The 17,545-nt window shown below is 62.2% G+C and carries 14 protein-coding genes; 13 read left to right on the top strand and 1 reads right to left on the bottom strand.

What is annotated here, in order from left to right:
- Positions 1 to 23: 23 nt before the first annotated feature.
- On the bottom strand, positions 24 to 1,193 hold the full coding sequence (locus B5477_RS14145) for a cysteine desulfurase family protein (RefSeq protein WP_079700279.1): 1,170 nt from the start codon (positions 1,191 to 1,193) through the stop codon (positions 24 to 26).
- A 236-nt stretch (positions 1,194 to 1,429) separates the two neighbouring features.
- On the opposite strand from B5477_RS14145, the gene ypeB reads away from it, so the two are divergent.
- The 13 genes from ypeB (at position 1,430) to B5477_RS14080 (ending at position 17,422) form a co-directional block, all read left to right on the top strand.
- Complete coding sequence (gene ypeB, locus B5477_RS14140) at positions 1,430 to 2,806, top strand: germination protein YpeB (RefSeq protein ID WP_159449069.1); 1,377 nt, start codon at positions 1,430 to 1,432, stop codon at positions 2,804 to 2,806.
- A 237-nt stretch (positions 2,807 to 3,043) separates the two neighbouring features.
- On the top strand, positions 3,044 to 4,573 hold the full coding sequence (locus B5477_RS14135) for a YibE/F family protein (RefSeq protein WP_159449068.1): 1,530 nt from the start codon (positions 3,044 to 3,046) through the stop codon (positions 4,571 to 4,573).
- Between the two features lie 127 nt (positions 4,574 to 4,700).
- The gene (locus tag B5477_RS14130; protein WP_079700276.1) at positions 4,701 to 5,546 is read left to right on the top strand and encodes an amidohydrolase family protein; all 846 of its coding nucleotides are present in this window, start codon (positions 4,701 to 4,703) and stop codon (positions 5,544 to 5,546) included.
- Positions 5,547 to 5,711: 165 nt separating this feature from the next.
- On the top strand, positions 5,712 to 6,761 hold the full coding sequence (locus B5477_RS14125; RefSeq protein WP_079700275.1) for an ATP-binding cassette domain-containing protein: 1,050 nt from the start codon (positions 5,712 to 5,714) through the stop codon (positions 6,759 to 6,761).
- Positions 6,761 to 7,465 carry an ABC transporter permease gene (locus B5477_RS14120; RefSeq protein WP_079700274.1) on the top strand — a complete coding sequence of 235 codons (705 nt, stop codon included), beginning with the start codon at positions 6,761 to 6,763 and terminating at the stop codon, positions 7,463 to 7,465. Before B5477_RS14125 ends, B5477_RS14120 begins: the two co-directional genes overlap by 1 nt.
- A gap of 23 nt (positions 7,466 to 7,488) precedes the next feature.
- Positions 7,489 to 8,946 (top strand): GldG family protein, encoded by a 1,458-nt coding sequence (locus tag B5477_RS14115; protein ID WP_159449067.1) that lies wholly within the window; start codon positions 7,489 to 7,491, stop codon positions 8,944 to 8,946.
- Between the two features lie 11 nt (positions 8,947 to 8,957).
- A complete protein-coding gene (locus tag B5477_RS14110) occupies positions 8,958 to 10,409 on the top strand; it encodes a DUF4340 domain-containing protein (protein WP_079700272.1) in 1,452 nt (483 codons plus the stop codon).
- Positions 10,410 to 10,773: 364 nt separating this feature from the next.
- Complete coding sequence (locus B5477_RS14105) at positions 10,774 to 12,930, top strand: Tex family protein (protein ID WP_079700271.1); 2,157 nt, start codon at positions 10,774 to 10,776, stop codon at positions 12,928 to 12,930.
- 24 nt (positions 12,931 to 12,954) lie between these two features.
- On the top strand, positions 12,955 to 13,398 hold the full coding sequence (locus tag B5477_RS14100; RefSeq protein WP_079700270.1) for a PH domain-containing protein: 444 nt from the start codon (positions 12,955 to 12,957) through the stop codon (positions 13,396 to 13,398).
- Positions 13,395 to 14,837, top strand: coding sequence for a PH domain-containing protein (locus B5477_RS14095; protein WP_079700269.1), 1,443 nt, complete (start codon positions 13,395 to 13,397; stop codon positions 14,835 to 14,837). Before B5477_RS14100 ends, B5477_RS14095 begins: the two co-directional genes overlap by 4 nt.
- A gap of 308 nt (positions 14,838 to 15,145) precedes the next feature.
- On the top strand, positions 15,146 to 15,463 hold the full coding sequence (locus B5477_RS14090; protein WP_079700268.1) for a PadR family transcriptional regulator: 318 nt from the start codon (positions 15,146 to 15,148) through the stop codon (positions 15,461 to 15,463).
- Positions 15,460 to 16,344, top strand: coding sequence for a DUF1700 domain-containing protein (locus B5477_RS14085; RefSeq protein WP_079700267.1), 885 nt, complete (start codon positions 15,460 to 15,462; stop codon positions 16,342 to 16,344). The genes B5477_RS14090 and B5477_RS14085 overlap by 4 nt, the downstream gene beginning before the upstream one ends.
- Entirely contained in the window at positions 16,337 to 17,422 is a 1,086-nt protein-coding gene (locus B5477_RS14080) for a hypothetical protein (RefSeq protein ID WP_079700266.1), read from the top strand. The genes B5477_RS14085 and B5477_RS14080 overlap by 8 nt, the downstream gene beginning before the upstream one ends.
- Positions 17,423 to 17,545 lie beyond the last annotated feature (123 nt).

Below are 17,545 nucleotides of genomic sequence, written 5' to 3'. Positions count from 1 at the left end.
ATTTCATGAATCGACTGGCGCCGTCAGGCCCGCGCCAGGGAGCTTGCCCCCTCGCAGAGGGCGGCAATGGTCAAGTCGAGGTCCTCCTCGGTGGTGTCGGGGGAAAAGCTCAGGCGCAGCGCGCTGTCGACGAGGCGGTCGGGCAGCCCCATGGCGGCGAGCACATGGCTTTTGGCCCCCTTGGTGCAGGCCGAGGCGCTCGAAACGTAAATTCCGCGCCCCTCCAAAAAATGGAGCATGGTCTCGCTGCGGATTCCCGGCACCGAGAGGTTTACAATATTAGGTGCGCATTTTAAGGGGGAATTGCTGCAAAGCTGCGGGGTCTCCGCGATTTTTTTCAGCAAATGATCATGCAGGCGTTCCATCTGCGCCAGGCGGGCGGAAAATTCCTGCCGCGCCAGCTCGCAGGCCAGCCCCATCCCAGCGATATAGGCGGTGTTCTCAGTCCCCGGGCGAAGGCCGCCCTGCTGCTTGCCGCCGTAAAGCAGAGGCAGCAGGCGCACCCCCTTCTTTACCACCAGCGCCCCGATCCCCTTGGGAGCGAAGAGCTTGTGGCCGCTGAAGCTCATCAAATCCACCGGCAGCTTCTTAAAGGAAAAGGGTACCTTGCCCAGCGCCTGCACCCCGTCGCAGTGGAAGAGCAGCTGGGGGTTTTTGGCCTTGCAGCGGCTCGCGATGTCCGCAACGTCGCACAGCGCCCCGGTCTCGTTGTTGACCAGCATGCAGGATGCGAGCACGGTCCCTTCGTCCACCGCTTCGGCGAAGGCCTCGGGGTCCACCGTGCCGTCGGAACGGGGCGGTATTTTGACGATATCAAAGCCGTCGGCGGCGAGCGAGTCCAGCGCAGAGAGAACCGAGGCGTGCTCAATTTGTGAGGTGACGATCCGACGCCCCCGCCGCGCCTTGGCGCGCGCGGCGCCGATCAGGGCGAGGTTGTTCGCCTCGGTCGCGCCGGAGGTGAAACAGACCTCCTCCTCCCTGCAGCCGGCGAGGGAGGCAACCTGCCGCCGCGCCGCCGCCACCCGCCGCTCGGCGCGCAGGCCCATATTGTGCAGCGAGGAAGGGTTGCCGTATTCCTCGCAGAGCATTTCATGGATCAGGCTTGCGACCCGCCCATCGGTACAAGTGGTCGCGGCGTTGTCCAGATAGATGGGGCGGGCCGCCTCTTTTGGGGCCGCGCGGGAGGGCTGCATGGCGAACAACTCCTTTGATATTACAGAAAGGCAATTTTAATATTAAAATTACTTTTAGTTAATTTATGCTATACTATCCTATTATAATCGTGCTTATTATACCGCATCCCGGCGGATTTTTCAAACCTCGACCCGATAATATTTACATAAATTTTGTTTTTGGGGGGAATCCTAACCACATCCAGATGAACCGGCTCATACGGCCGGTGGGACATTGGTTGAAAGGACGGACCTTTATGAGCGAGCTTTCCAAAAGAAACAGTGTGCGGCTGGCGTCGTTTATTTCGGCGGCCGCGGTGGTTCTGGTCGCCTTTGCGGCCAACGCCAGCTACGAGCGCAACCTCTACCGCCGCCAGTTGGAATACACCTATATGCGTTCCCTGCAGGACGCGGCAGACTTCGTATCGAACATTTCGGTCTCTTTAGACAAGGGGATGTATGCCGGGACCCCGGCGCAGATGACGGGACTTTCCGCCACGCTGTGGAAGGATTCCAGCGCGGCCAAGGCCTCCCTCTCCTCGCTGCCGGTCTCGCAGTTTGAGCTGGGCAACACCTACAAGTTCCTCGCCCAGGTGGGGGACTACTCGATGGCCCTGACCCGCAAGGTGCAGCAGAACCAGCAGATCACCGACGAGGAAAAGGAAAATTTCAAAAAGCTGCGGGACTACGCCTACACGCTGAATGACCAGCTCGCCGGGATCGAGCGGCAGCTGCGCCAGGGCCAGCTGACGCTCGAGCAGATCCAGGCCGAGGCGCAGCAGGTGGGCAACGGGGCGGATCAGCCCGCCGAGGGCGAGGACGATCCGGCGGCGCAGGTGGAGACCGCCGGCTTTAAGGAGATGTCCGACGAGTTTTCCGGGTACCCGAAGTTGATCTACGACGGGCCTTTCTCCGACCATATCCTCGAGCGGGAGCCCGAGCTGACAAAGCATAAGGCGATGGTCACCCGCGAGCAGGCCCGCTCCCTGGCGGCCAAGGCGGCCGGGGTCGCGGCGGACACGCTGGAGGACATGGCGGACGAGGCTTCCAAGATGCCCTGCTACAACTTCCAGTCGGGCCAGAAGTCGGTCTCGGTCACCAAGAACGGCGGGCTGCTCAACTATATGGTGGACGGGCGGATCCCAGGGGAAGTGAAGATCGAAGACGATAAGGCCCTGCAAAGCGCGGCGGCCTACCTCGACAAGCTGGGGCTGAAGTCACTTCGCAAGACCTATTATGAGAAGTCCAACAACATCATGACCATCAATTTTGCCTATTACCAGGACGGCGTGACCTGCTACACCGACCTCGTCAAGGTGGGGGTGGCGCTGGACGACGGCTCGGTGGTCTCCTTCGACGCGCGCGGCTATATCACCAACCACCGCGAGCGGGAACTGGGAACCCCGAAGCTCAGCGCCGAGGAGGCGCAGAAGTCGGTCAGCCAGAACCTCACCGTGCGCCAGAACAAGCTGGCGCTGATCCCCACCTCGGGGCTCCATGAGGTGCTGGCCTACGAGTTTTACGGCACCGGGAGCGGTGGGGACGAGATGCTCGTTTACGTCAATGCCGACACCGGCGCCGAGGAGCAGATCCTCAAGCTGATCAAAAGCGATACCGGCACCCTGACCAAATAGCGAGGCCGCGAGAAGATTAGGGGCCGCGGTGGGAATCTTATCCCACCGCGGCCCTTGACGCTGTGCGGGTTTGCGGGAGGGGGAATTTGCGGGCTTTTGTTGACTATTGTGGGAAACGCACCTATAATAATAGGTATTGACCGGGCGCTAGCCCGGGCCCGAAGCGGGAAAAATACGCCGCGCTGCGGGCTTGCTTTGTGATCGCCGGCCTGCGCCCGGTGAGAAATGGAGGTTTGCATGAAGCACATCGGTACCCTGCTCTTTAGCCTTGCGCTCGCCCTTGCGCTCACCCTCGGCGCCGGCGCCGAGGCGGCGCCGGCGGAAAACAGCGCCACCCCGGACATGGCGGCGCCTGGGGACTACGCGGTCTATGAGGCCCCGCCCACCGGCCTTGGGGAGCTCTATGGGCTCGATGAGGGCTTCAGCGAGCCGATCCTGGCGAAGGTGGTTTCGATCGTGGAGGACGACGGGATCGCCGCCGACCTCTTCCCGCAGAAGAGCGAAGAGACCCGGGTGTTCGAGGCCAGGCTCCTGCGCGGGCCGTATGCCGGCACCAGTGTGCTCTGCACCCAGACGATGGGCCCGACGACCGCCCGGTTCCTGCGTCCGGTGGCGGTGGAGGACCGGGTCTTTTTGACCCTTTACCGGGACGACGCGGGCGCGATCCGGGCGAGCTTCAGCGACTTTTACCGCACGCCGGTGCTGCTGATCGCGGGCGTGCTGGCCGCGGCGGCGTTGATCGTGGTCTGCAAGCGAAAAGCCGGGCTTAAGCTGGTCTTTGCGGTAGGGCTCTCGCTGTGTACGGTGCTCTTCGTTCTGGTGCCGCTGTTGCTGGGCGGCATGCAGCCGCTGCTGGCTGGGGCGCTTTGCTGTGCGCTGATCCTGATTTTGTGTGTCTGGATCCTCTATGGGATCAAATATCATACCCTGGCCGCGCTCCTGGGCGCGCTTTGCGCCCTGCTCGCGGCGGGCGCGCTGGTGGGCCTTACCGACTGGCTGCTGCGCCTGTCGGGGATCGCAAGCCTCGATATGCTGCGCCGCTACTACAGCGGTGGGGCGGCAATCGACCTTGGCGGGGCGCTCTGCACGCTGGTCATGCTCTCCTCGGTCGGGGCCATTCTGGTGGTCTGCCGCACCGCCGCGCTGGGGGCCGAGCCGCGGGAAGGGCAGCTGCGCGACTTTAAGAGCGTGTTCGGCGCCGGGATGCGTGCCGGAGGCGGCGCCATCTCCCCGGTGGTGACCACCCTCGCCTTCTCCTCGATCGGCTGGGCGGCCGGGTTCATCCTGCTGCTGCGCATGGGCGGCATGCCCTATGAGCGGATCATCAGCGACGAAAGGGTTTCCACCGAGCTGCTGCGCCTCTTCGCGGGGCTGTGCGGGCTGCTGCTGTGCGTGCCGCTGACCAGCCTCTTCGCCGCGCTCCTTATGCGCGTGCGCCAAAAGGAGGACGGCTCGCTGTGCGAGTTCAGGGTCAAGGAAGCCCTGATCGAGCGCGAACATCAGATTTTCGGCAGGATCGCCGAGCGGCTGGACCGCTCCGCAAAAGCGATGACCAAGGCCGCCACGCCGGAGCCCCGCGCCGCACAAGCGCAGAATGAGGGGGCGAATGAGCCCGCCGGGGAGGAAGAGCCGGCGGCTGCAGCGGCCGGAGACGGACAGTCGGACGGTGCGCATGAGCAGGCGCCGCAGGAGGCGGATGTGCAGAAGGGCGGCGCGCGGCCAAACGAAGGGAAGGGCGAAAAGCCCGCCAAGCGGCATAAAAAATAGGATTTTTCTGAGGTATATCCCGCCCAGGACCGGGGTATACCTCGGTTTTGTTTTGCAATTGCCCATAAAATGTGTATAATAGTACTGTTGCGCCTGTTTGGACAGGGCCGAGAAAAGAGACGAGAGCATGTACCGGATCATCGACGCACATACGCATATCTACCCTGACAAGATCGCGCAAAAAGCCCTGCGCCAGATCGCGACCTTCTATCGGATGGACGACCGCCTCGCCCAGCCCGGGGAGGCCGGCACGGTGGGCTACCTGCTGCGGCTGCAGGAGGAGCTCGGGATCGAGCGCTCGCTGGTCTGCTCGGCGGCCTATGAACCGCGGCTGGTGCCGGCGCTCAACCGCTTTATTTCCGAGAGCTGCCAGGCGGCGGACGGGCGCTTCGTTGGGCTTTGCGCCATCCATGCCGGGTGCGAGGACATCCCCGCCATACTGGCGCAGTGCCAAAAGAATGGGCTGCATGGGGTGAAGATCCATCCCGATTATCAGCAGTTTGATATGGACGATCCCCGGCTCGATCCGCTTTATGCGTACTGCACCGCGCATCATTTCCCGGTGCTGATCCACTGCGGGGACGACCGGCTGGACCACTCTTCCCCTGCGCGGCTGCAGCGGGTGCTGGACCGGTTTCCCCGCTGCCCCATCATCGCGGCCCACCTGGGCGGCTACCGGCGCTGGGACGAATCCATCATGCTGCGTCCGAGCGAGGGGCTCTGCTTCGACACCAGCTCCGCCCTCTTCGCGCTGCCGCGGGAGCGTGTGATCGCCTTTTTTGAGCGCTTCGGCTACGAGCGGTTCCTCTTTGGCAGCGACTATCCGCTCTTCGACCCGCGCGAGGAGCTGCGGCGCTTTCTGGCGCTGGGGCTTTCCGAGGGCCAAAACCGGCTGATCCTCGGGGAAAACTTTCTGCGGCTCTTCGGCGCAGGTGGGCAAAACCCACAACCGGCCCCCGCGCAGATTGGATAACCTACACGAATTGTAAATTTTGGCGCCTCATTTTCTTTATTTTTTTTAAGGTTTGGTAACAAATCACTGGAAAGCATTTGCTATCATTTGTATGGTTGGTTTATGGATTTGGTAGAATCCATTATAAAATATACAGAATGTATATTTGTAGGAGGTAAAACAAGAATGCTAGAGGTCAAAAACCTCACCAAGGCATATGGCGAGAAGCGTGCTGTCGACGACATCACCTTCACCGTCAACCGCGGTGAAATCCTCGGATTCCTGGGCCCGAACGGCGCGGGGAAATCCACGACCATGAACATCATCACCGGGTACCTCTCCTCGAGCGAGGGGACGGTCACGGTGGACGGGCATGACATACTGGGCGACCCGATCAAGGCCAAGGCCAAGATCGGCTACCTGCCCGAGCATCCGCCGCTCTATCTGGACATGACGGTGCGGGAATACCTGGATTTCATGTTCGACCTCAAGAAGTGCAAGCTCCCCAAGAAGGCGCACATCGCCGAAATCTGCGAGCTGGTCAAGATCACCGACGTGTACCAGAGGATCATCAAGAACCTCTCCAAGGGCTACCGTCAGCGCGTGGGCCTGGCGCAGGCACTGCTCGGAAACCCCGACCTGCTGATCCTGGACGAGCCCACCGTGGGGCTCGACCCCAAGCAGATCATCGAGATCCGCGGGCTGATCAAGAAGCTGGGGGAGAAGCACACCGTCATCCTTTCCTCCCACATCCTGCCCGAGGTGCAGGCGGTCTGCGAGCGGGTCATCGTGATCAATAAGGGCAAGCTGGTCGCGGACGACACCCCGGACAACCTCTCCCATGCCATGAGCACCGACCACAAGCTCACCGTGCGCGTAGACGGGCCGGAGGACGGCGTTTACCAGCTGCTGTGCGGCCTGCCCTCGATGGTCGAGGTGCAGAAGCTCGGCGTGCGCGAGGGCAGCGCCTATGAATATTCCCTCGAGGCCGAGCCCGAGGCCGACGTGCGCCGCGAGATGTTTAAGAGGCTCGCGGACCGCGGCTGGCCGATCCTGGCGCTGCGCTCGAGCGAGCTGTCGCTCGAGGACATCTTCCTCTCGCTGACCTCGGACGACAAGCCGGGTATCGCGATGCAGGACGAGGCGGGGCAGGAGGAGCTCTCTAAGAGTGCGCACGAGCTGGCGGACTCCCTCGACGGGGACGCGGGCGCAGAAGAAAACGGAGGTGAAGCGTAATGTTCGCAATTTTCCGCCGGGAGCTGAGAAGCTATTTCACCTCCCCGATCGCTTATATCTACATCGCGGTGTTCTACGCGCTGGCGAGCTTTTACTTCTTCGGCACCGCGCTGCTCTCCAACAGCACCAACCTCTCCTATGTGTTCAGCTACCTGTTCACCATTTCGATGTTCCTGATCCCGATCCTCACCATGCGACTGCTCAGTGAGGACAAGAAATACAAGACCGACCAAGCGCTGCTCACCGCGCCCATCAGCCTGCTTTCGCTGGTGCTGGGCAAATACCTGGCGGCCCTGTTCGTCTACTTCATCGGGATCGCCATCACCCTGGTCTTCGGGGTCATCATCGCGGCCTTCACCCCGCCGGATTGGGCGGTCATCTTCGGGCACTTCATCGGCCTGCTGCTGCTGGGCGCCGCGCTGATCGCCATCGGCACCTTCATCTCCTCGCTGACCGAGAACCAGGTCATCGCGGCGGTGGGCGGCTTCGCGGTAGGGTTTGCCCTGATGCTCGTCGAGGCGCTGACCTCGGTGGTGCAAAGCCCGCTGTTGCAGAGCGTTATCTCGGGGATATCCTTCACCAGCCGTTACCAGAGCTTTACGGTCGGGGTGCTCAATTTTGCCGATGTCATCTTCTTTTTGAGTGTGTGCGTCGTGTTTATCTTTTTCACGGTGCGCGTGTTTGAAAAAAGAAGATGGAGCTGAGGAAGGGGTGGATGAATATGGATATGAAAAAAGCATTTACGTCCAAGCGCTTTAAATACGGAACCGTCTCTACCCTGATCTCGGTGATTTTCCTGGCGGCCGTCATTATCGTCAACGTGCTGGCCTCGGTGCTGGTGGACAAGTTCCCGATGAACATCGACCTGACCCAAAACCACGCCTTCGAGCTTTCCGAGGCGAGCGCCAATTTTGTCAAGGAGATCGAGAAGCCGATCACCATCACCGTGCTGGCCAACGAGAAGCAGCTCGAGAGCGGGGGGGACATCTATTCCTCCCAGGTCAAGAACGTGATCGACCAGTACGCCAAGTACAACAAGAACATCACGATCAAGTATGTGGACATCGTGTCCGACCCGACCTTCGCGGCCAGCTATCCGGACCTGACGCTCAACTACAACGACATCGTGGTGGATTGCGGCGGAAAAACCCGCAAGATCTCGATGTACGACATGTTCAACATCAACTATAACCAGTATACCGGCCAGCAAACCATCCAGTCCTCCAAGGCTGAGCAGATGATGACCTCGGCCATCATGGGGGTCACCAGCGATGCGCTGGTAAGGGTGAGCATCCTCACCGGCCACGACGAGACCGAGCTGCCGGCGCTGCAGGAGCTGCTCGAGCAGAACAACTTCGAGGTCGTCACCCAGAACCTCTCCACCGAGGACGTGGACCCGACGGCCGACGTCGCCTTCCTGCTGGCGCCCGGCCGCGACCCGGACGCCGAGATGCTCGACAAGCTGGATAAGTGGCTGGAAAATAACCAGGAGTACGGAAAATCCCTGATCTACGCCGCCGACGCCCAGAAGCCGGTGGAGACCCCGAACCTCGACGCGTTCCTCGCGGACTGGGGCATTGGGGCCGGCATGGGCGCGGTGCTCGAGACTGACCAGAACAAGGTCTTCAATTACAACCCCTTCTTCTGCACCGTGGAATACGTGGCGGACGAATACCAGGACGACATCACGGGCGGCGTCAAGGTGTCCATGCCCTTCGGCCGTCCGCTCGAGGCGCTGTACGAGACCCAGAGCGGGCGCAAGGTGACCACCCTGCTGCAATACTCCGAGAGCGCCTGCGTGCGCCCGGTGGACGCGGCCGAGGACTGGCAGCCCGCGCAGGGCGACCTCGGCGCGGTTCCCGCGCTGCTGCGCTCGACCTATACCCGCTATGAGGGGAACGAGCCGCTTTCCTCCAACGTCTTTGCCTTCTCGGCGGTTTCGGCGTTCGAGAGCGTGGTCTTAAACAGCAAATCGGTCGCCAACGCCGAATACGTCATGAACATGCTCAACACCTTAACCGAGCGCTCCGACGTGATCACCGTGGCGCCCAAGGAGCTGGGCGGCAGCGAGCTGGGGATCAATCAGCTGCAGGCCAATATCATCTCGGCGGTGCTCGTCTACGTCATTCCGATCCTGATCATCGTCGCCGGCCTCGTCATCTGGCTGCGCCGCCGCCATAAATAACGGAGGGGCCCATGAAAAAACAAATTATCATTCTCGTTGTCTGTATCGTATTCGCCGCCGTGCTCGGCGGGGCGCTCTACTTCCTCATGCAGTATGAGCCCGAGGGGGAGGAAAGCTCCTCGAGCGAGTCCACCGCGGTGGCCCTCGTGGAAAAAACCGAATACGATGTGGACACCGTCACCATCGAAAACGGGGAGGGCAGCTTCACCATCAAGAACCTCGGGGACAGCCAGTACGAAATCCCCGAGGTCCAGGAAGCCCCCCTCAACACCCTGGCGGGCACCGCCCTGAAGCGGATGGCCACCTTGAGCGCCACCTCCACCGTGAGCGAGTCGCCCGAGGACCTCGGCACCTACGGGCTGCAAAGCCCCTCGGCCACGGTCAGCGCCAAGTACACCGACGGCAGCAGCTTCACCCTGCTGCTGGGCGACGACGCGCCGGGGAACAACGGCACCTACGGCAAGACCCCGGACAAGGACACCGTTTACCTGTTTTCCACCTCCGAGGTGCAGAACTTCAAGAAGAGCGTCTTCGAGTTCGTGGACAAGACGGTGACCAACCAGCCGGACGAAAACTACCAGCAGACCGGCAACATCGTCTATCCCGACAAGGTGACGCTGGGGGGGAGCTTTCGCAGCGAGCCGGTGGTCATGCAGATTGTCGACGCTGAGGAGGGGGCCGAGAGCGAGCTGGCCAATTACGGCCTGACCATGTACACCATGACCTCGCCCAAGGTGCGCCCGGTCGATTCGGACAAGGGGACCGACGCGCTCACCAACCTGATGACCATCACCGCCGACGCCATCGTGGCCTATGAGCCGACGCCTGAGCAGATGAAGGAGTACGGCCTCGACGAACCCTACTCCACCGCCGAATTCACCTATAAGGATTTGGAGGAGAGCGAGCACAAGGTGAACCTGCGCCTGAGCGCGCCGGACGCCGAGGGGAACGCCTACCTGCTCAAGGAGGGCACCCCGCTCGTCTACCAGATTGCGGTTTCCGGCCTGCCGTGGTATGAGATGAGCTATGGCGATTTCATCTCGACGCTGCTGTTCACCCCCTTCATCGACGACATCAAAACCCTCACCGTCTCCACCCCGACGAGCTCCTACGTCTACGAGATGAGCGGCGAGGGGGATGAGCTCAAGGTCACCTGCAACGGGCAGGAGGTGGACACCAAGCTCTTCCGCTCCCTCTATCAGACCCTGATCGGGATCCCGGCGGAGGAGTACACCGAGGAGAAGCCGGCGGAGGATGCGGCCATCCTGCTGGCCATCGAATACGCCTACCGCGACGCCAGCCGGGAGCACAACACCGTGCAGCTGATCGCGGGCCCGACCCGCAAGGCCTTCCTCTTCAACGACGGGGACGGAGAATTCTTCACCAAGGCGGGCTATGCGGACACCATCCTGCAAAACTGCCAGAACCTGCTCGAGGGGAAGGACATTAAACCGCTTTACTAAGGAATCTGTTTTTCGGGGCGGCCTGTCAAGTCTTTTGACAGGCCGCCTCAGTTTGTCGACAGAGGAAAGGCGGGAGAACCCCTCTTGGGGTTCTCCCCTCAAACCGTCCACTGGACGCTTTGATTCCCCTCTCCTACGCTTTTTACGATTTATGAGGGCTCCTTGCCCTCAAACTCCCCGCCAGAGGGGTACGGCGCCATCGGCGCCGTTTGCCCCCTTGGGAACTCTGTTTCTTGTTGAAAGTGCGCACCTTTTTGCAGGCGGCCTATCAAGTCTTTTGATAGGCCGCCCTTTGTGTTATAATAACAGGGTGTTACAAGGATAAGGCTTTCCACCGAGGTGGAACCGGAAAGAGGACATGTTCATGGATTTGATCGCACAGCTGTCTAGAGAGCTGCACCTGCGCGCACCCCAGGTCGAGGCCGCCGTCGGCCTAATCGATGCGGGGAACACCATCCCCTTCATCGCCCGCTACCGCAAGGAGGCCACCGGCTCGCTGGACGACGGGGCCCTGCGTGACCTGTATGAGCGGCTGCGCTATCTGCGGACACTGAGCGCACGCGCACAGGAGGTGCGCGAGAAAATCGAGGAGCAGGGCAAGCTGACCGGGGAGCTTTCGGCCGCCATTGGGGCGGCCGCGACCCTGGCCGAGCTCGATGATATTTACCGCCCCTACCGCCCCAAGCGCAAGACCCGCGCTTCGGTCGCTAGAGAGCGGGGGCTGGAACCCTTGGCGGACTTTTTGCAGGCGCAGCGTCCCGGCTGCCGGGACCCGAAGCAGGAGGCGCTGCTGTATGTGGACCCCGGGCGCGATCTGCCCGACGCCGGGGCGGCGCTGGCGGGGGCGCTGGACATCCTCGCCGAGCAGGTGTCGGACGATGCGGCGGTGCGCGGCAGGCTGCGCCGGCTGCTGCAAACGAGAGGCAAGCTGCGCAGCGTGGGGGACAAAGAAAAGGAGAGCGTCTACACCCTCTACTACGATTTCTGCGAGCCGATCCAGAAGCTGCCCTCCCACCGGGTGCTGGCGATTGACCGCGGGGAGAGGGAGGGTTTCCTAAAGGTCTCGCTTGAGCTCGAGGAGGAGCCGGCGCTGGACATCCTCTACCGCGCGCTGATCAAGGGGCGTTCCCCCTGCGAGGAGTACTGCCGCACCGCGGCGCAGGACGGCTACCGGCGGCTGCTCTTCCCCTCCCTGGAGCGGGAGGCACGCGCCCTGCTCACCGGGCAGGCGGCGGCTGAGGCGATCAAGGTATTTTCCAAGAATTTGCGCCAGCTGCTGCTGGGGCCGCCCTTAAAGGGGAAGGTGGTGCTGGGGCTGGACCCGGCCTACCGCACGGGATGCAAGATCGCGGTGGTGGACGCCACCGGCAAGGTTCTGGACACGGCGGTGGTCTATCCCACCCCGCCGCAGAATAAAAAAGAAGAAGCGGCCAACATTCTAAAAGGGCTGATCGCCCGCCACGGGGTGCAGGTGATCTCGATCGGCAACGGTACCGCCACCGGCGAGGCCGAACAGTTTATCAGCGGGCTGATCGCCTCCCTGCCCGAACGTGCGCTCTCCTACGCGGTGGTCAGCGAGGCGGGCGCCTCGGTCTATTCCGCTTCCAAGCTCGCGGCCGAGGAGTTCCCCCAGTACGACGTGTCGCTGCGCAGCGCCGTTTCGATCGCAAGGCGGTTACAGGACCCGCTGGCCGAGCTGGTCAAGATCGACCCCAAGGCCATCGGGGTGGGGCAGTATCAGCACGACATGCCGCAGCGCGAGCTCGCCGAGAGCCTGCACGGGGTGGTTGAGGACTGCGTCAACAGCGTGGGGGTGGACCTCAACACCGCCTCGCATTCCCTTCTGGGCTACGTCGCCGGGATCGGCGGGGCGCTTGCCAAAAACATTGTTTCCTACCGGGAGGAAAACGGCGGGTTTCACTCCCGGCGGCAGCTGCTCGCGGTGCCAAAGCTCGGGAAGAAGGCCTTCGAGCAGTGCGCGGGCTTTCTGCGCATCCCGGGGGGCGAGAACGTTTTGGACAACACCGCCGTCCACCCCGAGAGCTACGAGGCGGCGAAGGGGCTTTTGACCCTGTGCGGCTGCGGGGAGGACGACCTGCGCGCCGGGGGGCTTCCGGACCTCGCCGGGCGGGTGGAGCGCCTCGGGAGCGAAGAACTCTGCCGCCGCCTTGGGGTGGGGGAGCCCACCCTGCGCGACATTGTGTCCGAGCTGCAAAAGCCGGGGCGGGACCTGCGCGAGAGCCTGCCGCCGCCGCTGCTTCGCACCGGTGTGATGGACATGAAGGACCTTTCCCCCGGCATGGTCCTCACCGGGACGGTGCGCAACGTCATCGACTTCGGCGCCTTTGTGGACATCGGGGTGCACCAGGATGGGCTGGTGCATGTCTCGCAGCTGAGCGAGCGGTACGTGCGGCACCCGCTGGACGTGGTGAGCGTCGGGGACGTGGTCAGGGTGCGGGTGCTCGAGGTGGACCAAAAGCGCGGGCGGATCAGCCTGACCATGAAACAGGTCGAAGAATAACCGGGTGAAAAGGAGGAAAAGCGGATGGAAAAGAAGATCGGCCGGCGCGCGCTGCTGCTGTGGCGGGTGCGCCTGTGCCTGTGCGCGCTGCCCTGCCCCTTCCTGGTCGCCCTCTTTTTCCCCGGCGCAAAGATATGGAGCGCGGCGCTCACCGTTTTGTGGGTGAGCGTCTTTCTGGGGCTGTTTTTGCTCTATTACCCCATCAAGTACCAGCGGTTGGGCTACCGGGTCCATGGGGGCAGCTTGGCGGTGCACTGCGGGGTGTTTTATAACCGGCTCAAGGCGATCGATCTTGGGAATGTCCAGCATGTCTCCTCGGTCGCCGGGCCGCTGCAACGCCTGCTCGGGCTCGCCTCGGTCTATGTGGCCGGGGCGGGCGGGGTGATCGTCCTGCCCTGCCTGGAGGCGGCAAACGCGCGCGCCCTCTGCGAGCGGCTGCTGGAGGGGGAGAGGGGGGAGCGCCGGTGAGCGATACCCGCCACAGGCCCCACCCCTATATGGTGATCCACAACCTGCGCCGCTTCCTCGCGCTGCTGGTCATCCCGCTGGTGCGCGGCTTCGCTACCGCACTGGGCGGCGGCTTTGCCGCCTGGCTCGCCGGCGCCTGGGCGGACATCCTGGTCCTCTCGCTGATCCTGGGGCTCTCAACGCTGCAGTGGGTCTTCTGCTTTTATTCGTGTGATAAGAAGGGGCTCTACTTTGCACGCGGGGTGCTTTTTCGCAAGCGGATGTTCATCCCGATGGAAAAGATCTCCACCCTGTCGGTGGTCCGCCCGTTCTATCTGCGGTGGCTGCATGTGGTGCGGCTGCGCGCGGACACCCTGGCCGGACCGAGCGACCAGGAGGACTTCTCCCTCTTTGTGGGCCAGGGCGAGGCCGAGCGGATCCTCGGCGTGCGCAAAAAGGAGCTGGAGGAAGGCAGGCTCACCCGCCAGTACCGGCCCCGCAGCCTCTATGTGGCGGCGCTGGCCGCCTTTTCGTCGAGCTCGTTTGCCGGGGTGTTCTTCCTCTCCACCCTGATTTCCCAGACCGGACAGCTGCTGGGCAACGAATTTAGCGACCGGCTCTACGGTACCTTCGAGCACATCACCCAGCTGCTGGCCTTCGGCCTTCCGCCCGCGGCGGCGGCGCTGGGCTATCTGCTGCTCTTCGGCTGGCTGATCGCGTTCACCATCAACTTTATCCGGCATAAGAATTTCTGCCTGCGCCGCCGGGCGGACTGCGTGCAGGTCAGCGGCGGGATCTTCACCAACCGGGATTACTCGGTCTCGGTGGACCAGATTAACTACCTGGACATCCGCCAGAGTGTGCTCAGCTTCCTGCTGCGCTTTTGCTCGGTGCACATCAGCGCGGTGGGCTACGCCAAGCGCAAGGAGGATGTTTCGAGCGTTGTCCCCGCCGTGCGCACCCGGGACGTGGGCAAGACGCTGGGGATGTTCTTTCCCGAGTTCGTCGCACAGCCGCGCCAGGTCTGGCACAATCCCGGCGCCCTCTTCAAATTTATCGGCGACCCCTCCTGGGGCTGCGTGCTGATCCCGGGAGCGACATTGCTGCTGCGGTGGATCTTTCCGGATTGGGGTTCCTTCATCGGCTGGGTCGGATTCATGCTCTGCTTCCCGGCCTATTGGTTTTTGATTGTGCGCCTGATCGACTACTTTTCCGCCGGCATCGCCAGGGATGGGGAGCACTACACCCTGCACTACTCCGAGGGGTATTACCTGCATACCGTGGTCATCCCCCGCAGCCGGATCGCCTACGTCTGCCTGCGCCAAAGCCCCATCCAGTCGCTGGACAAAAAGTGCGACCTGCTGATCTACTCCTATTCCGAAAAGAAGCACCGGCACCATATCCGCAACCTGGACCGGCAGGCGGCGATCGAGCTGTTCGATTTGAGTCCGGAAAACTGAGGCTGAAAAAATTGCCCACCCAGAAAACTGCGGCCCAAAACGGGATTCGCAAGGGGCCTTGCTCCTTGCGTGGAGGTTTGGAGGCAAAGCCTCCGCGGTCTTTTGCTTTCAAAAAAGGGGAAAGGGTGAATCGCGCGCAGCGCGAGGGGGAAAACCCCGAGATGGGTTTTCCCCACTCTTCGTATAATTTTTCAGTATTTTTTTAAAAAAGGTATTGTGTATTGCAAAGTAGTGTGCTATGATAGGGACACAGAAGGTTCCACGTCTCCCCGGGAGACGCTAACCCATGGCAGAATGGAGGGAGCTGTTTGAACACCCAGTTTCGCAAGGGCGTGATCGAGATGTGCATTCTGGCGCTGATTGACCGGCGGGACATGTACGGCTATGAAATTGTGCAGTCCATCGCCCGGTACACCGAGATCGGCGAGGGAACGGTCTATCCGATCCTGCGCAGGCTGACGAGCGAAAACTATTTTCGCACCTATCTGCGGGAGAGCTCGAGCGGGCCCGCCAGAAAGTATTATGCCATCACCGACCAAGGGCGAGAGTTTTTGCAGGCGCTGAAAAAGGATTGGTTCGAGTTTTCAGAGATCGTGGGAATATTATTGAGGGGTGAAGATTTATGAACAGAGCGGAATATATCAGCCAGCTGGAGTTTTCCCTGAAGGGGAAGCTGCCGCCGCGTGAGATAAACGAGATCCTTCGCGACTATTCCGAGTACTTCGAGGCCGGAAAGAGCGAAGGGAAGACGGAGGAGGAGATTTCGGTCAACCTGGGGATCCCCTCCATGGTGGCCGAGCAGATCCTCAGTGAAAACGAGGAGGAGGCGCCGCAGGAGCGGCATGGCCTGCGCTATTACTGGAACCGGCTGATCGAGAAGATCAAGTCCTTTTTGGAGAAGCCTATGGAGCCGGACGGGTACGCCGCACCACAGCCGGCGCCCGAAGGGGAAGAGCCCCCGAAAAAAGTGGAGAAGGCGAGCGCACAGCGCGCCTCGGACATCAGTATTATCAAGACCCTGCTGATCATCCTGCTCTGCCTTTTGGCCCTGCCGGTGTGCGCCCTGCTCATCCCCGCCGGGCTCGCCCTGATCGCCGGGCTTGTCGCCGCAGTGCTCGGGATTGGGGTGGCGCTGGTGATGGTGTTCGGCGCGCTGGTGTTCGGCGCGGTGGCCGCGGCGTTCATGCTGGCCTCCCTGGCGGTGGGCACGGTTTCCCTTCCCGGCAGCTTCGTGGCGCTGGGGGTCTTCGGGATCCTGCTTTGCCTGGCGGGGGCGGTGCTTTCGATCTGCCTCATCATCTACCTGATCCGCTGGATCGTGCGGCTGGTGCGCAGCTGCTTCGGGCGGCAAAGGAACCCGAACTCCGCGCGCAATCCCGCTTATCAGGCCCGCAACAGCGCCGCGCGCAAAGAGGGCGGCGGCTACGGCGGCCTACCCTATGGGGAGGAGCCCTCGGTGCAGGGGGACGAGGAGGACTATGAAGAGGAGGAACAGGCCGATGCTTAAAAAGGTAACGATTATATCCGTCTTTGTCCTGATCGCCAGCATGCTGGTCTGTGTGGTGGCGGCCCCGCTGGCCGTCAAGGATTTCCTGACGAACGGGGACAAGATATTCAGCCAATTTTTCAATGCCAGCGAGGTTTATTCCTTCGAGGAGGCCGATGCGATCCGGATCGACTTCCCGGGCGACTACTATCAAATTCTCGTCGAGCAGTCGGAGGACGACAACAGCTACCTGCGTGTTGAGGGCGTGATGGCGAAGGAGTACACCATCACACCCCGCGAGGAGACCATCGGCAGCTCGCAGGTGGTCACGGTGCGCATCGGGGACGACTCCTTCTTTGACCCGGACACCTCCTCCTACCTGCTGCGGCGCAGCCTGCGCAGAATGGCGCAGACCACCGTTATTTTGCGGGTGCCCGAGCGCGTGGCGGTCGAGACCACCGGGAGGCCCTACTATGTCTACTACAATGACAGCGTACGGTTTGCCAACCGCTCCTACTACGACGACCGGGAGTGGGAGGAGAACACCGAATATGAGTCCGGGGGCGACCGCTCCGAGAGCCGCCAGGCGCTCTATCAGAAGTACGACGCCGGGATCGCCGCCTTCGGCTCCGAGCTGGAGACGGCCAGCGCGCGGATGATGACTCAGGTGGACGTTTACCCGACCGAGAACTTCTACCAGGAGGTCGACGGGATCGTGGAGCGGTACCAGCAGAAGCTGCGCGGGCAGCTCTTCCCGCTGCATTCCGAAATATTCGACATAGACACCCTGTCCTCCCTGCTGAACAACTATCTGGAGCTGGTTGGGCAGGAGGAAAAGTACCGCACGGTGATCGACCTCGACCGGGGCGACGAGAGCACCGAGGAGCAGTATGACAAGGTCAGCGAGCTGGCCGGGAACGCCAGGGAGCGCTTCGAGGAGATGTACGAGCGCTATCTCGACGACGCGGCGCCCGCCGAGGAGGACGAGGACTTCGCTTCCTCCGAGGCCGAGCCGGCCGGCATGATCGTGCAGAGCGAGGCGGCCGAGGCCTCCTCCGGGGAGATGATCCCCCTCTCCTCCTCGAGCATCCCCGGTTGACACAATTCAAAAGGGCGGGACCGAAGGATATCCCTTCGGTCCCGCCCCTTTTTGAATCCAATTATTCGCGCGGCGCTTGCGGCCGCTCGGCGGACGCCTGCCGCTCCTCGCGGGGCGGGCGCT

This window comes from Provencibacterium massiliense (assembly GCF_900169495.1).
GTDB lineage: Bacteria > Bacillota > Clostridia > Oscillospirales > Ruminococcaceae > Harryflintia > Harryflintia acetispora.
The sequence above is the reverse complement of the archived record's forward strand: the minus strand, read 5'-3'. Positions and strand labels throughout refer to the sequence as shown.

Bases quoted from the DNA above. Each gene is read 5' to 3' on its own strand.
- B5477_RS14110 (WP_079700272.1), top strand. From the start codon at position 8,958: ATGAAAAAACAAATTATCATTCTCGTTGTCTGTATCGTATTCGCCGCC.
- B5477_RS14105 (WP_079700271.1), top strand. From the start codon at position 10,774: ATGGATTTGATCGCACAGCTGTCTAGAGAGCTGCACCTGCGCGCACCC.
- B5477_RS14125 (WP_079700275.1), top strand. From the start codon at position 5,712: ATGCTAGAGGTCAAAAACCTCACCAAGGCATATGGCGAGAAGCGTGCT.
- B5477_RS14115 (WP_159449067.1), top strand. From the start codon at position 7,489: ATGAAAAAAGCATTTACGTCCAAGCGCTTTAAATACGGAACCGTCTCT.
- B5477_RS14080 (WP_079700266.1), top strand. From the start codon at position 16,337: ATGCTTAAAAAGGTAACGATTATATCCGTCTTTGTCCTGATCGCCAGC.
- B5477_RS14100 (WP_079700270.1), top strand. From the start codon at position 12,955: ATGGAAAAGAAGATCGGCCGGCGCGCGCTGCTGCTGTGGCGGGTGCGC.
- ypeB (WP_159449069.1), top strand. From the start codon at position 1,430: ATGAGCGAGCTTTCCAAAAGAAACAGTGTGCGGCTGGCGTCGTTTATT.
- B5477_RS14085 (WP_079700267.1), top strand. From the start codon at position 15,460: ATGAACAGAGCGGAATATATCAGCCAGCTGGAGTTTTCCCTGAAGGGG.
- B5477_RS14135 (WP_159449068.1), top strand. From the start codon at position 3,044: ATGAAGCACATCGGTACCCTGCTCTTTAGCCTTGCGCTCGCCCTTGCG.
- B5477_RS14130 (WP_079700276.1), top strand. From the start codon at position 4,701: ATGTACCGGATCATCGACGCACATACGCATATCTACCCTGACAAGATC.
- B5477_RS14145 (WP_079700279.1), bottom strand. From the start codon at position 1,193: ATGCAGCCCTCCCGCGCGGCCCCAAAAGAGGCGGCCCGCCCCATCTAT.
- B5477_RS14120 (WP_079700274.1), top strand. From the start codon at position 6,761: ATGTTCGCAATTTTCCGCCGGGAGCTGAGAAGCTATTTCACCTCCCCG.